At 72.7% G+C, this 13,756-nt stretch carries 9 protein-coding genes; 6 read left to right on the forward strand and 3 right to left on the reverse strand.

All coding sequences use genetic code 11. The annotated features are described in order from the left end of the window. Window positions 1-27: 27 nt before the first annotated feature. The 4 genes from ACZ7GX_RS12200 (at window position 28) to cutA (ending at window position 7,241) form a co-directional block, all read left to right on the forward strand. On the forward strand, window positions 28-2,964 hold the full coding sequence (locus ACZ7GX_RS12200; protein WP_498775734.1) for a glycoside hydrolase family 48 protein: 2,937 nt from the start codon (window positions 28-30) through the stop codon (window positions 2,962-2,964). Window positions 2,965-3,235: 271 nt separating this feature from the next. Continuing rightward, a complete protein-coding gene (locus tag ACZ7GX_RS12205) occupies window positions 3,236-5,830 on the forward strand; it encodes a beta-glucosidase family protein (RefSeq protein WP_498775736.1) in 2,595 nt (864 codons plus the stop codon). A 1-nt stretch (window position 5,831) separates the two neighbouring features. Next, window positions 5,832-6,830 (forward strand): LacI family DNA-binding transcriptional regulator, encoded by a 999-nt coding sequence (locus tag ACZ7GX_RS12210; RefSeq protein ID WP_498775738.1) that lies wholly within the window; start codon window positions 5,832-5,834, stop codon window positions 6,828-6,830. Between the two features lie 81 nt (window positions 6,831-6,911). Then, a complete protein-coding gene (gene cutA / locus ACZ7GX_RS12215; RefSeq protein WP_498775740.1) occupies window positions 6,912-7,241 on the forward strand; it encodes a divalent-cation tolerance protein CutA in 330 nt (109 codons plus the stop codon). 39 nt (window positions 7,242-7,280) lie between these two features. On the opposite strand, the gene ACZ7GX_RS12220 is transcribed toward cutA, so the two are convergent. Beyond that, entirely contained in the window at window positions 7,281-8,858 is a 1,578-nt protein-coding gene (locus ACZ7GX_RS12220; protein ID WP_498775742.1) for an alanine/glycine:cation symporter family protein, read from the reverse strand. A gap of 292 nt (window positions 8,859-9,150) precedes the next feature. On the opposite strand from ACZ7GX_RS12220, the gene ACZ7GX_RS12225 reads away from it, so the two are divergent. Next, the gene (locus tag ACZ7GX_RS12225) at window positions 9,151-9,507 is read left to right on the forward strand and encodes an ester cyclase (RefSeq protein ID WP_498775744.1); all 357 of its coding nucleotides are present in this window, start codon (window positions 9,151-9,153) and stop codon (window positions 9,505-9,507) included. 17 nt (window positions 9,508-9,524) lie between these two features. Here the strand turns inward: ACZ7GX_RS12225 and ACZ7GX_RS12230 are convergent, their stop codons facing one another. Beyond that, window positions 9,525-10,415 carry an NmrA family NAD(P)-binding protein gene (locus ACZ7GX_RS12230; RefSeq protein WP_498775746.1) on the reverse strand — a complete coding sequence of 297 codons (891 nt, stop codon included), beginning with the start codon at window positions 10,413-10,415 and terminating at the stop codon, window positions 9,525-9,527. A gap of 98 nt (window positions 10,416-10,513) precedes the next feature. On the opposite strand from ACZ7GX_RS12230, the gene ACZ7GX_RS12235 reads away from it, so the two are divergent. Then, window positions 10,514-11,056, forward strand: a complete 543-nt coding sequence (locus tag ACZ7GX_RS12235; protein WP_498775748.1) for a TetR/AcrR family transcriptional regulator — start codon at window positions 10,514-10,516, stop codon at window positions 11,054-11,056. Between the two features lie 12 nt (window positions 11,057-11,068). Here ACZ7GX_RS12235 and ACZ7GX_RS12240 read toward each other — a convergent pair whose 3' ends face one another. Then, on the reverse strand, window positions 11,069-13,711 hold the full coding sequence (locus ACZ7GX_RS12240; protein ID WP_498775750.1) for an FAD-binding and (Fe-S)-binding domain-containing protein: 2,643 nt from the start codon (window positions 13,709-13,711) through the stop codon (window positions 11,069-11,071). Window positions 13,712-13,756 lie beyond the last annotated feature (45 nt).

Here is a 13,756-nt window from a genome sequence, read left to right on the forward strand (position 1 = left end):
TGGCTGATCCGTGCAGGAGGAGGACGCATGAGGTACCGCACCAGAGCGGGACGGTTGCGCACCGGTCCGCTCGCGCTGATGGCCGCGGCGGCAACTGCCGCGGGTGTTATGCCGTTCGTCGCGCCGGTGGCGAACGCGGCCGTGGCTTGCACGGTCAACTACCAGGTCACGAACCAGTGGCAGGGTGGCTTCGGCGCCAGCGTGTCCATCCGCAACGAGGGCGACCCGGTGAACAACTGGCGCCTCACGTGGACCTTCCCGGATGGGCAGCGCGTCCAGCAGGGCTGGAACGGCACCTTCTCGCAGAGCGGCGCCGCGGTCACCGTGGCGGCGCCGGGTTGGGCGCCGAACCTCGGCACGGGCGCCACCGTCACGCCGGGCTTCAACGGCTCGTGGACCGGCCAGAACCGGCCGCCCACGGACTTCGCCCTCAACGGCACCCGCTGCACCGGGCCGAACGTCAACGCCGACCCGACGGTGTCGCTGACCTCGCCGACGCCCGCGCAGACGTTCCAGTCCGGCCAGGCGGTCCCGCTGGCGGCCACCGCGGCCGACACCGACGGCACCGTGTCCAAGGTCGAGTTCCTGGCCGACGGCGTGGTCGTCGCGACCGACACGAGCTCCCCGTACACGGGTTCGTGGACCGGCGCGACCGTGGGCGAGCACGCGATCGTGGCCCGCGCGACGGACGACAAGGGCGGCATCGGCAACTCCAGCATCGCGAGCATCCGCGTCATCGCGGGTCAGGCGATCCAGGCCAGCCCGGCGTCGCTGACCGTGCGGCAGGGCGGCACCGGCACCTTCGGCGTCTCCCTGGCCACCGCGCCGACCGCGAACGTGACGGTCACCGTGGCGCGCTCGGGCGGCAGCACCGACCTCACGGCCGGTCCCGTGTCGCTGACGTTCACGCCGTCCAACTGGGCGACCAAGCAGAACGTCACGGTCACCTCCGCGGCCAACGGCGGCGAGCTGGGCACGGCCACGTTCACGGCGAGCGCCACCGGCGCGGCCGCGGCGACGGTCGAGGTCCGCGAGACCAGCGCCGACACCTCGCCGTTCGAGCAGGAGTTCCTGGACCTCTACGCCAAGATCAACGACCCGGCGAGCGGCTACTTCCGCACCTTCTCCGATGGCCTGAAGGTGCCGTACCACTCGATCGAGACGCTGATGGTCGAGGCGCCGGACCACGGTCACCAGACCACGTCCGAGGCGTTCAGCTACTACCTGTGGCTCGAGGCCAGCTACGGCAAGATCGTGGGTGACTGGGCGCCGTTCAAGAAGGCCTGGGCCTCGATGGAGAAGTACATCATCCCGGCCAAGGCGGACCAGCCCACCAACGACAAGTACGACGCCTCCAAGCCGGCGACGTACGCGCCGGAGCACCCGCGGATGGACCAGTACCCGTCGGTGCTGGACTCCGGCGTGCCGGTGGGTCGCGACCCGATCGCGGCCGAGCTGAAGTCGGCCTACGGCAACAGCGACATCTACGGCATGCACTGGCTGCTCGACGTCGACAACACCTACGGCTTCGGCCGGTGCGGCGACGAGTCGGACGCGGCGCCCGCGTACATCAACACCTACCAGCGCGGTTCGTCGGAGTCGGTGTGGGAGACCATCCCGCAGCCGTCCTGCGACACCTTCGCGCACGGTGGCCCCAACGGCTTCCTCGACCTGTTCACCAAGGACGCCAGCTACGCCAAGCAGTGGAAGTACACCAACGCCCCGGACGCCGACGCGCGTGCGGTGCAGGTGGCCATGCTGGCGCAGGAGTGGGCGACCGAGCAGGGCAAGGCCAGCGAGGTCGCGCCCGAGCTGGAGAAGGCCGCCAAGATGGGCGACTACCTCCGCTACGCCATGTTCGACAAGTACTTCAAGAAGATCGGCAACTGCACCAGCCCCAGCTGCGCGGCCGGTACCGGCAAGGACAGCGCGCACTACCTGATGTCCTGGTACTACGCGTGGGGTGGCGCGACCGACACGTCCGCCGGTTGGGCGTGGCGCATCGGTGACGGCGCGTCGCACCAGGGCTACCAGAACCCGCTCGCGGCCTACGCGTTGGCGAACGTGCCCGCGCTGAAGCCGAAGTCGGCGACCGGCCAGCAGGACTGGGCCACGTCGATGACCCGCCAGCTGGAGCTGCTGCAGTGGCTCCAGTCGGCCGACGGCGCCATCGCCGGTGGTGTCACCAACAGCTGGGAGGGTTCCTACAGCGCGCCGCCTTCGGGCACGCCGACCTTCTACGGCATGTACTACGACGCCCACCCGGTGTGGCGCGACCCGCCGTCGAACCGCTGGTTCGGCTTCCAGGCGTGGCAGATGGAGCGCACCGCCGCCCTGTACGAGAAGACCGGCAACGCGACGGCCAAGAAGATCCTCGACAAGTGGGTCCCCTGGGCCATCGCGAACACCACCGTCGGCACCGGCGGCCAGTTCCAGATCCCGAACGACCTGACCTGGACGGGCGCTCCGGACAACTGGAACGCCACCAACCCCGGCGCCAACGCGGGCCTGCGCGTCACGGTCGACAACCACAGCCAGGACGTCGGCATCGCCGCGTCCTACGCCAAGACGCTCCTCAACTACGCGGCCAAGTCGGGCAACGCCCAGGCGAAGACCGTCGGTGAGGGCCTCTTGACGGCGATGTTGTCGCACAAGGACGACAAGGGCATCGCGGTGCCGGAGCAGCGCAAGGACTACAACCGCTTCGACGACGTCTACAACACGTCGACGCGTGAGGGTCCTTACGTTCCGTCGGGCTGGTCGGGCGACATGCCCAACGGCGACCAGATCAAGCCCGGTGTGTCCTTCGTGGACATCCGCTCGATGTTCAAGCAGGACAAGGACTGGCCGAAGGTCCAGGCGTACCTGGACGGCGGCCCCGCGCCGACCTTCACCTACCACCGGTTCTGGGCGCAAGCTGAGATCGCCACGGCGTTCCAGCTGCACGTGGAGCTGTTCGGGTAGACCCGCGAAGGTCGCCGACACCCCCCTCACGACGTGGTGAGGGGGGTGTTCGGCGTGTCCCGGGACGTCGCGATCGTCGACCGCGTCCGGACGTGGGCCTCGCCGGCGGAACGACCTTCGAACTTCGGTGTTGACTCCGGCGAGAGAGCTGTGCCACATTTCTGGCACCCCGCCCCGCTGACCTCGGTCGGCGGCGTTGTCGCAGCGATCGAAACGATTCGATTCAGTGAGCTGCACCTTCGAACAATTCGACGAGCGCGAGAGGTGTGCCGTGGACCCGCTGCCGTTCCGCGACCCGGGTCTGCCGGTCGAGGACAGGGTGACCGACCTGCTCGGCCGGCTGACCGACGAGGAGAAGGTGGCGCTGCTGCACCAGCACCAGCCTGCCGTGCCGAGACTGGGGTTGGCGGCGTTCCACACGGGCATGGAGGTGCTGCACGGCGTCGCGTGGAACGGCGTGGCGACCGTGTTCCCGCAAGCGGTCGGGCTGGGTTCCTCGTGGGACACCGAGCTCGTGCGGCGGGTCGGCGAGGCCGTCGGCGTGGAGGCGCGGGGCTTCCACCACCGGGACCCGGTCGCGCACGGGCTGAACGTGTGGGCGCCGGTGGTGAACCCGTTGCGCGACCCGCGCTGGGGCCGCAACGAGGAGGGCTACTCCGAGGACCCGACGCTGACCGCCGCGATGGGCACGGCGTACGCGAGCGGTCTGCGCGGCGACCACCCGCGCTACCTGCGGACAGCGCCGACGTTGAAGCACTTCCTGGGCTACAACAACGAGGACGACCGCTGCGTCACCTCGTCCGACCTCCGGCCGAGGGTGCTGCACGAGTACGAGCTGCCGTGCTTCCGGGGCCCGGTCGAGGCGGGCGCGGCGGTGGCGGTGATGCCGTCGTACAACCTGGTCAACGGCCGTCCCGCGCACCTGAGCCCGTTGATCGAGCAGGAGTTGCGGACGTGGGCGCCGGACGGTCTCGCGGTCGTCAGCGACGCCTACGCGCCCTCGAACGTGGCCGGGTTGCAGGCGTACCTGCCGACGCAGGCCGAGGGGCACGCGGCGTTGCTGAACGCGGGCCTGGACAGCTTCACCGACCAGGACGCCGACCCGACGTTGACGGTCGAGAGCGTCACCACGGCGATCAAGGACGGCCTGCTGGACCGGGCGGTGGTGGAGCGGGCCGTGGGCCGGGTGCTCGCGCTGCGGTTCCGGCTCGGCGAGTTCGACCCCGCGCCCGGGGACCGGGACGACCCGGCGGACGTCAACCCCTACCGGGCCATCACCTCCGACGTGATCGGCACGCACGGCGGGCTGGCGCTGGAAGCCGCGCGGCAGGCGGTCGTGCTGCTGCGCAACGAGTCCGCGCTGCCGTTGGCGCGCGGCACGAAGCTGGCCGTCATCGGCACGCACGCGGACGCGGTGTTCGAGGACTGGTACAGCGGCACCCCGCCGTACCAGGTGACCGTCCGAAGGGGACTGGAGGAGTTCGCCTCCTCCGTCGCCTACGTCGAGGGGGTCGACCGGATCGCGCTGCGCGCGGCGGACGGCCGCTACCTCGGCGTGCGCGGCGGCGTCGTGGGCCTGGGGGAGCGGGCGCTGTTCGACCGCTTCGACTGGGGCGACGGCGTGTGGACGTTGCGGGACGTGGGTTCCCGCCGCTACCTGGGCGTGGCGGAGGACGGCTCGCTGGTCGCCACGGCCGCGACGCCGGGCGGCTGGGACGTGCGCGAGCTGTTCGAGCCCAGGCTCACCGACGGCGGTGTGGTGCTGCGCAACACCGTCGGCGGAGACGACGACCCGGCAACGCTGGACGGCAGCGGTGCTCGACTGGACAGCACCCCCTTCGAGATCGAACGCGTGGTGGACGGGATCGCCGCCGCCGCGGAGGTCGCCGCGCGGGCCGACACCGTCGTGCTGGTGCTGGGCAACGACCCGCACATCAACGGCCGCGAGACCGAGGACCGCACCACGCTGCGCCTGCCGTCGCTCGACCTGGTGCGCGCGGTGCGGGAGGCGAACCCGAACACGGTGCTGGTGCTCGTGAGCAGCTACCCGTACGCGCTGGACGGCGAGGAGGAGCACCTGCCGGGCATCGTGTGGACCGCGCACGGCGGGCAGGAGCAGGGCCGGGCCGTCGCGGAGGCGTTGTTCGGCGCGTTCTCCCCGTCGGGCAGGCTCACCCAGACCTGGTACCGGTCCGACGACGACCTGCCGGACATCTTCGACTACGACATCATCCGGGCCGGCGCCACGTACCTGTACTTCACCGGCGAGCCGCTGTTCCCGTTCGGCCACGGCCTGTCCTACACCGAGTTCGAGTACTCCGACCTCACGTGGGCCGACGGCGTCGCCACGGTCTCGGTCACGAACACCGGTGACGTCGCGGGCGCGGAAGTCGTGCAGCTGTACGCCGCGGCGCTCGACTCGCGGGTGCGGCTGCCGGTGCGCAGGCTCCAGTCGTTCCACCGGGTCCACCTCGAGCCGGGCGGGACGGCGGTGGTCGAGCTGCGGTCGGACCAGCTGTGGCACTGGGACGTCGTCACCGGCCGCCGGGTGGTCGAGGCCGGTCGGTACGAGCTGCTGGCCGGGGCGTCCTCGCGGGACGTCCGGGCCCGGCTGCTGGTCGACGTGCCGGGGGAGGTGCTCGTGCCGCGCACGGGTGCGTTGCCCGCCTTGGACTTCGACGACTGCGACGGCGTGCGACTCGTGGACGACGAGGTCGTGTTCACCCGCGAGGGCGCGTGGATCTCCTTCGAGGACGTGACACCCGGGTCGCGGTCCGCGCCACCGGGCACCCGGATCTCGGTCGACGGCACGTCGCTGGTGCTCACCGCCGACACGGCCGGCGTGCGCGTGCGGGAGGTGCGCTGACGTGGTCACCATCGCCGACGTCGCGCGGCACGCCGGGGTCGCGCCCAGCACCGTGTCCTACGTGCTCACCGGCCGCCGCTCGATCTCCACGGCCACCAAGGCGAGGGTCGAGGCGAGCGTGCGGGCGCTGGGCTACCACCCGCACGCGGGCGCCAGGTCGCTGGCCAGCAACCGCGCCAACGTGCTCGCGCTCGTGCTGCCGATGCGCGAGGGCATGCACATGCCGGTGCTGATGCAGTTCGTCGTCGCGGTCGCCAACGCGGCCCGCCGGCACGACCACGACGTGCTGCTGGTGACCGCGGACCAGGGCGCGGCGGGCCTGCGCCGGGTGGCGGGCAGCGCCCAGGTCGACGGGCTGCTCGTGATGGACGTGGAGATGCACGACGAGCGCGTGCCCGTGCTGCGGGACCTGGACCGGCCGTCGGTGCTGATCGGCTTCCCCGCCGACGCGGCCGGGTTGACGTGCGTGGACCTGGACTTCGCCGAGGCGGGTTCGCGGTGCGTGGACCACCTGGCCGACCTCGGGCACACCTACGTGGCGCTGGTCGGCGCGCCGCGCGCGGTCTACCAGCGCGACACCGGTTTCGCGCACCGGACCATGGCCGGGTTCAGCGCGGCGGCGATGCGGCGCGGCGTCTCCTCGACCACGCTGCCCACGGAGACCGACCACGAGTCGGTGCGGGCGGCCATCACCGGCCTGCTGGAGCGCCACCCCGCGGTGACGGGCCTGGTGGTGCACAACGAGGCCGCGTTGCCGTCGGTGGTCGAGGTGCTGCGGTCGCTGGGCCGCAAGGTGCCCGACGACATCGCCGTGATCGCGATCTGCCCGGACGACCAGGCCGAACGGCTGACACCGGCGCTGACCTCGGTGGCCGTGCCCGCCGAGCAGTTGGGCCACCACGCGGTGGCGCTGCTGATGGCCAAGCTGGACCGGACACCGACCCCGCCGCTGACGTTACTGCCCCCGAGGCTGACCGAACGGGCCAGCACGACCCGCTGACGGCCGCCCGTCCGCGATCGGCTCGGCGACGCCCGGGAAGTCGGGCGTCGCCGACGTGCCGCCGCCGCTACCCTCCGGTGGATGAGCGACAACCACGTCGTGGTCATCACCACCACCGACAGCGAGGACGCGGCCGGCGCGTTGGCGAAGGCGATCGTGGGGGCGCGGCTCGCGGCGTGCGTGCAGATCAGCGGCCCGGTCCGCAGCGTCTACCGGTGGGAGGGCGCGGTCAACGACGACCGCGAGTGGCAGCTCTGGATCAAGACCGCCTACGACCGGGTGGACGAGCTGACCGAGTTCGTGACGGCGCGGCACACCTACGACGTGCCCGAGGTGCTGGCCCTGCCCGTGCTCGGCGGCAACCCCGACTACCTGGCGTGGCTCACCGAGGAGACCCGACCGCCCACGTGACGGGTGGCGGCCCGCGCCCCGCGGACCGCCACCCGGTGTTCACCTGGTCTCGGTCGTCGCCCGAGCGCGTTCTTCGGCGCGTTCCGCGGCCAGCGACGCGCGGAACGCCTTCAGCTCCCGCTTGACCACCGGCGCGAGCAGGTACAGGCCGATGATGTTGAACAGCGCCAGCGTGAACAGCACCGCGTCGGCGAAGTCCAGCACGCTGCCCAGCGTGAGCACCGAGCCGACCACGATGAACGCGCAGAAGATCACCCGGTAGGCGGTCTCGCTGCCCTTGCTCTTGCCGAACAGGTAGACCCACGCCTTCTCGCCGTAGTAGCTCCACGTGATGATCGTGGACACGGCGAACAGGACGACGGCCACCGTCAGCACGTACGGGAACCACGGCAGCACGGTGCCGAAGGACTCCGAGGTGACCGTGACGCCGTCCGGGCGCGGTCCGCCCGCCGCGACCGTGGCCTGGGCGTCCTTCCAGAACTGGGTCTGCGCCACGACGATGGTCAACGCGGTCATCGTGCAGATGACCACGGTGTCGATGAACGGCTCGAGCAACGCCACGTAGCCCTCGGTCACCGGGCGGCGGGTCTTCACCGCGGAGTGCGCGATGGACGCCGAGCCGAGGCCGGCCTCGTTGGAGAACGCGGCCCGCTGGAACCCGACGATCAACGCGCCGACAGCGCCTCCCGCGACGCTGTCGGCGCTGAACGCGCCCGAGACGATCTGGCCGATCGCGTCCGGGATCGTGGTGACGTTCAGCAGGATGACGACGAGGCAGCCCGAGACGTAGAGGATCGCCATCGCGGGCACCAGCTTGCCGGTGACGCGGCCGATGGACTTGATGCCGCCGATGATGACCGCGCCGACGACCAGCGCCAGGACGATGCCGAAGACGAGCGCCGCGCCGTCGCCGCCGAGGAAGCCGTCCGCGCCGCCGGTCACCGAGCGGAGCTGCGCGAACGTCTGGTTGGCCTGGAACATGTTGCCGCCCGCGATCCCGAAGAACAGGATCATGATCGCGGCGCCGGCGGCGAGCACCCGGCCGACACCGCGCCCGGCCGCGTTGGGGAAGCGCTCCGCCAGGCCCTTGCGCAGGTAGTGCATGGGACCGCCGGACACCGAGCCGTCCGCGTGCACGTCCCGGTACTTCACGCCCAGCGTGCACTCGACGAACTTCGTGCACATGCCGAGCAGGCCGCACACGATCATCCAGAACGTCGCGCCCGCGCCGCCGATGGTCACCGCGACGCCGACACCGGCGATGTTGCCCAGGCCGACGGTGCCCGACACGGCCGAGCTGAGCGCCTGGAAGTGGCTGATCTCGCCGGGGTCGTCCGGCTTGCTGTGCTTGCCGCGCACGATCCGCAGCGCGGTGCCGAAACCGCGCAGCTGGATGACGCCGAAGTACGTGGTGAAGATCGCGGCGGCCAGCACCAGCCAGCCGACGATCCACGGGAACGTCACGCCGAAGACCGTGACCTCGGCGAAGATGAAGCCCGAGACGGCCTCCGAGACCGGCGTGAAGGCGTTGTTGATCACCTCCTCGACCGTGGACAGCGTGCCGCCCTCGGCGGCGAGGACGGTAGGCGGCGGTGGCAAGGGTGGACTTGTGGTCATGAGCGGGTAGTTGACCGGATGCGGTGAGTCCGGAGAAAGTGGACTTGAGCATTTCTTTAGGTTCGGTTCACCTCCGTGACCGACCGCGTGCACCGAACGCGGTGATCAGGTCCGCCCTCGGCCGCCCGCTCACCGGGCCGCCCGCTCACCGGGCCGCCCGCTCACCGGGCCGCCGCTCACCGGGCCGCCGCTCACCCCGGCCGAAGCCGACCGCCTGCCCACCCCGCCCGGCCTCCGCCCTCACGTGACGTCCGGGCGGTTTGGCGGGTCGGTCCCGGGTCACCCCTCGGGCATGTCCTCCACCCCAGCCCACGACCTGTACCGGCGGTGGCTCGACGAGCTGTGGAACGGCGGCCCCGACGCCGCCGAGCGGCTGGTCGGCGCGGACTTCGTCGGGCACTGGCCCGACCGCGACGTGACCGGACCCGCCGAGCTCGCCGCCGTCGTCGGCGAGACCCACGCGATGTTCAGCGACCTGTCCTTCACCCTCGACGTCGGCCCCATCGTCGAAGGCGACCTCGTCGCGGCCCGCTGGACCGGCCGGGGCCGGACCGCGGACGGGCGGGCGAGCTTCCTCGGCAACGACATCCTGCGGGTCCGGGACGGCCTGTTCGTCGAGTACTGGGTCGCCACCCGGGCGCGGAGCTGACGACCGCCCGGCGCGGCTCACCGCGGCGGCCGACCGTCCAGGAACGCCGTGATCAGCGCGGCGCCGGTGGCGGCCAGCCAGGCGCGCAGGTCGAGCAGCCCGGGGCGCAGCCTGCGGGTGGCCGCGACGTCGGCTCGGTAGCCGCGCTCGTTCAGCCACTCGTTGGCGTGCGCGAAGTCCTCGCCGATCCGCCTGACGGCCTCGATCGGGACCTGCTCGTAGGGCAGCTCGCGCCCGGTGGCCGCCGAGATCGCGGCGGCGATCCCGACCGGCGTGACCTCGTCCCCGGCCAGGTCCTGCGCGCGGCCGATCCACTCGTGCGGCTCGGCGAACGCCGCCGCGACGAACGCGGCCACGTCGTCCACCGCGATGAGCTGCTGCGGCACGTGCGGCGCGAGGCCGGTGGACACCGTGCCGCCCCGCAGGGCGTAACCGCCGGTGAAGTTCTCCATGAACGACACCGGGCGCAGGACCGTGGCGGGCAGGCCGAGGGCGGCGACGTGCCGTTCGATCCGGTGCTTGCTGACGACGTTGACCGGCAGCACCTCGGTGGCGTGGCGGCCCGCGCCGGCCACCGAGCTGAACACGAAGTGCCCGACACCGGCTTTCCGGGCGGCTTCGGCGACGTTGACGCCCCAGCGGACCTCGTCGTCGGCGCCGAACCCCGGCGGGGTGCCGGGCGAGCCGACCGTCGGCTGCACGCTGAACACCCCGTGCGCGCCGTCCATCGCGGCGACCAGCGAGTCCACGTCCTCCATGTCGGCGCGCACCAGCGGCGCCGGCGACCGCCCGGCCCTCGCCGGGTCGCGGGTCAGCGCGCGGACGCGCCACCCGTCCGCCAGCAGCCGTGCCGTCACCGCACGGCCCTGCGTGCCGGTCGCGCCGACCACCGCGATCGTCCTGTCCACAGTTCTCCTCCGTAACCGGGGTGGGCCCCCGTTTGCTGCCCGGTACGATATGGAGGACCACCCCACTTGGTCCAGTGCCTTTCGGGAGGAGCCGTCCGATGCGGGCCGACGCGCGCCGGAACCGGGAGCGGATCGTCGAGGTCGCCGGGGTCGCGATCGCCGAGCAGGGCGCGGACGCGTCGCTGGAGGAGATCGCCCGTCGGGCGGAGGTCGGGTCGGCCACCCTGCACCGGCACTTCCCGACCCGTCAGGCGCTGCTGGAAGCGGTGTTCACCGACCGGGTCGAGGCGTTGTGCGACCAGGCCCGCGCCCTGGCCGCCGACCTGGCACCCGGACCCGCCCTGGTGGCCTGGCTGCGCGCGGTCGGCGGGCACGCGGCGGCGAACCGGGGCCTGGCCGCGTCACTGCTGCGCGGCGCGGACCCGTCCCTCGGCCGCACGTGCCACGCGATGATCACCGCGGCCGGTGACGGACTGCTGGCGGCGGCCCGCCGTGCGGGCGACGTGCGCGCCGACGTGCCGATCGTGGACCTGCTCAAGCTGGCCAACGCCGTCGCGCTGGCCGCGGAGGGCGAGCCGGGCGAAGCCGACCGCCTGCTCATCCTGGCGCTGACCGGCATCCACCCCGGGCCGCGACCGTGACCACCGAGCGGGTCAGATCCCCAGCCGCCGCCGGAGCAGGGTGGCCGTGTGCACGGGTTCGGCGTCCGACCCGTGCCGGACCTGCGTGCGGCAGCTGAAGCCGTCCGCCACGACCGCGGTGCCCGCGTCGGCGGCCCGCACGGCCGGGAACAGGGTCAGCTCGCCCACCGCCATCGACACGTCGTAATGCCCGCGCTCGAAGCCGAAGTTGCCTGCCAGCCCGCAGCACCCCTCCAGCACCGACGCGCTCACCCCGGTCCTGGCCAGCAGCTCCCGGTCCGCGTCCAGGCCCAGCTCCGCGTACTGGTGGCAGTGCGGCTGCACGACCGCCCGCACGCCGTCGCCCGCCACCGGCTCCAGCAGCGGCGACACGTGCTCGGCGAACGTGCGCACCGACTCCGCCAGCCGCACCACGTCCGGGTCGTCGCCCGCCACCTCCAGCGCGTCGGACCGCAGGAACGCCGTGCAGCTCGGCTCCAGCCCCACCACCGGCACGCCGTCGCGCGTCCACGGCCGCAGCACGCGGGCCGTCCGCCGCACCACCCGCCGCGCCACGCCCACCTGGCCGGTGGAGAACCACGTCAACCCGCAGCACACCGCGCCCCGCGGCACCTCGACCGCCTGACCCGCGTGCCCGAGCACCGCCGCCGCGTCGAACCCGATCCCCGGCTCGAAGTGGTTGGTGAACGTGTCCGGGAACAGCAGCACCCGATCACCACCGCCACCACCGGCGAACCGCGACTGGAACGACCGCACCGGCGTCGGCAGCGGCCGTTCCGGCGCCACGCCGCCGAACCTCCCCAGCCGCGCGGTGAGCCCGTTCACCAGCCGCAACCGCAGCCACAGCGGCAACCAGCCCATCGAGTAGTGCGCCGCGGGCCGCACCCGTCCCCGGTAGTGGTGGTGCAGGAACTCCGCCTTGTAGGTGGCCATGTCCACGTCCACCGGGCAGTCCCGCTTGCACCCCTTGCAGCCCAGGCACAGGTCCAGCGCGTCGCGGACCTCCTCGGACCGCCACCCGCCGCGCACCACCTGGCCGCCGAGCATCTCGAACAACAGCCGCGCCCGCCCGCGCGTGGAGTGCTTCTCCTCCTTCGTCACCCGGTAGCTCGGGCACATCACCCCGCCGGAGGTGTTCAGGCACTTGCCCACGCCGACGCACCGCCGCGTCGCCGCCGCCAGGTCACCGCCGTCGGCGGGCAGCGCGAGCTTCGCCCTGGTCGGGATCACCGGTGGCGCGACCAGCACCCGCAGGTCCTCGTCCAGCTTCGCGGGCGCCACGATCCGGCCCGGGTTCATCCGGTTGTCCGGGTCGAGCGCCGCCTTGAACCGCCCGAACGCCTCGATCGCGGCCGGCGGGTACATCCGGGGCAGCAGCTCCGAACGGGCCTGCCCGTCGCCGTGCTCGCCGGACAACGACCCGCCGTGCGCCACCACCAGGTCCGCCGCGTCCTCCAGGAACGACCGGTGCCCGCGCCGGAAGTCGAAGTCGATCCGCACGTGCAGGCAGCCCTCGCCGTAGTGCCCGTAGGTGACGCCGCGCCTGCCGTGCCCGGCCAGCAACGCGTCGAACTCCCGCAGGTAGGCGCCCAGCCGCTCGGGCGGCACGGCCGCGTCCTCCCACCCCGACCACGCCTCGCCGCCGTCGGCCATCCGCGTCGCCAGCCCCGCGCCGTCCTCCCTCACCCGCCACAGCGCGCGCTGCCGTGCCGGATCGGTCACCACCACCGAGTGCGGCGCGAGCGCGGCGGCCCGGTGCGCGACCGCGTCCTCCGCCGTCTCGACGAACAGCCAGCTCTCGCCGCGCGGCAGCAGCCGCCGGGACTCGCCGGCCGCCCGCGCCAGCTCGGCGTTGAGGCCCTCGATGGTGAGCACGTCCAGCTCGCGCAGCTGCGGGGCCAAATCGGCGGCGTCGTAGGGACCGTCGAAGCCGAGCACGGCCAGCACCCGGCGCGGCGGGGCCTGCACCAGCCGGACCGTCGCGCCGAGCACGGTCGCGCACGTGCCCTCCGAGCCGACCAGCGCCCTGGTCAGGTCCGGCAACGCGTCCAGCCGGTAGCCGGACACCCGGCGGTCCAGCGCGGGGAACCACGCCGGGTCCACCTCGGGCAGGTCGAGCGGCGGGGGAGTGCGGGTGTCGAACCGGCGGCCGTCGGCCAGCAGCACGTCGAGGGCGCGCACGTTGTCGCTGGTCTTGCCCCACGCGACGGAGTGCGCGCCGCACGCGTCGTTGCCGATCATGCCGCCGAGCGTGCAGCGGGAGTGGGTGGACGGGTCGGGCCCGAACACCAGCCCGTGCGGCCGGGCGGCGTCGTTGAGCCGGTCCAGCACCACGCCGGGCTGCACCACCGCGACCCGCTCGACCGGGTCCACCGAGATCACCCGGTCGAGGTACCGGGAGAAGTCGATCACCAGGCCGGCGCCCGCCGAGTTGCCCGCGATCGACGTGCCGGCGCCACGGTTCGTGATCGGCACGCCGTGCTCGACCGCCACCCCGACCGCCGCCACCACCCCGTCCACCGACCGGGGTCGCACGACGACCAGCGGCACGTGGCGGTAGTTGGACGCGTCGACGGAGTACAGCGCGCGGTCGCCGGGGTCGGCGAGCACGTCGCCGTCCACCGCGACCCGGAGGTGTTCGACGAAACCGGTCACCGCCCGATTGTGATCCACCCCCGGCCAATGGTGGCGTACTTAGGG

Source organism: Actinosynnema sp. NPDC037264 (assembly GCF_055603705.1).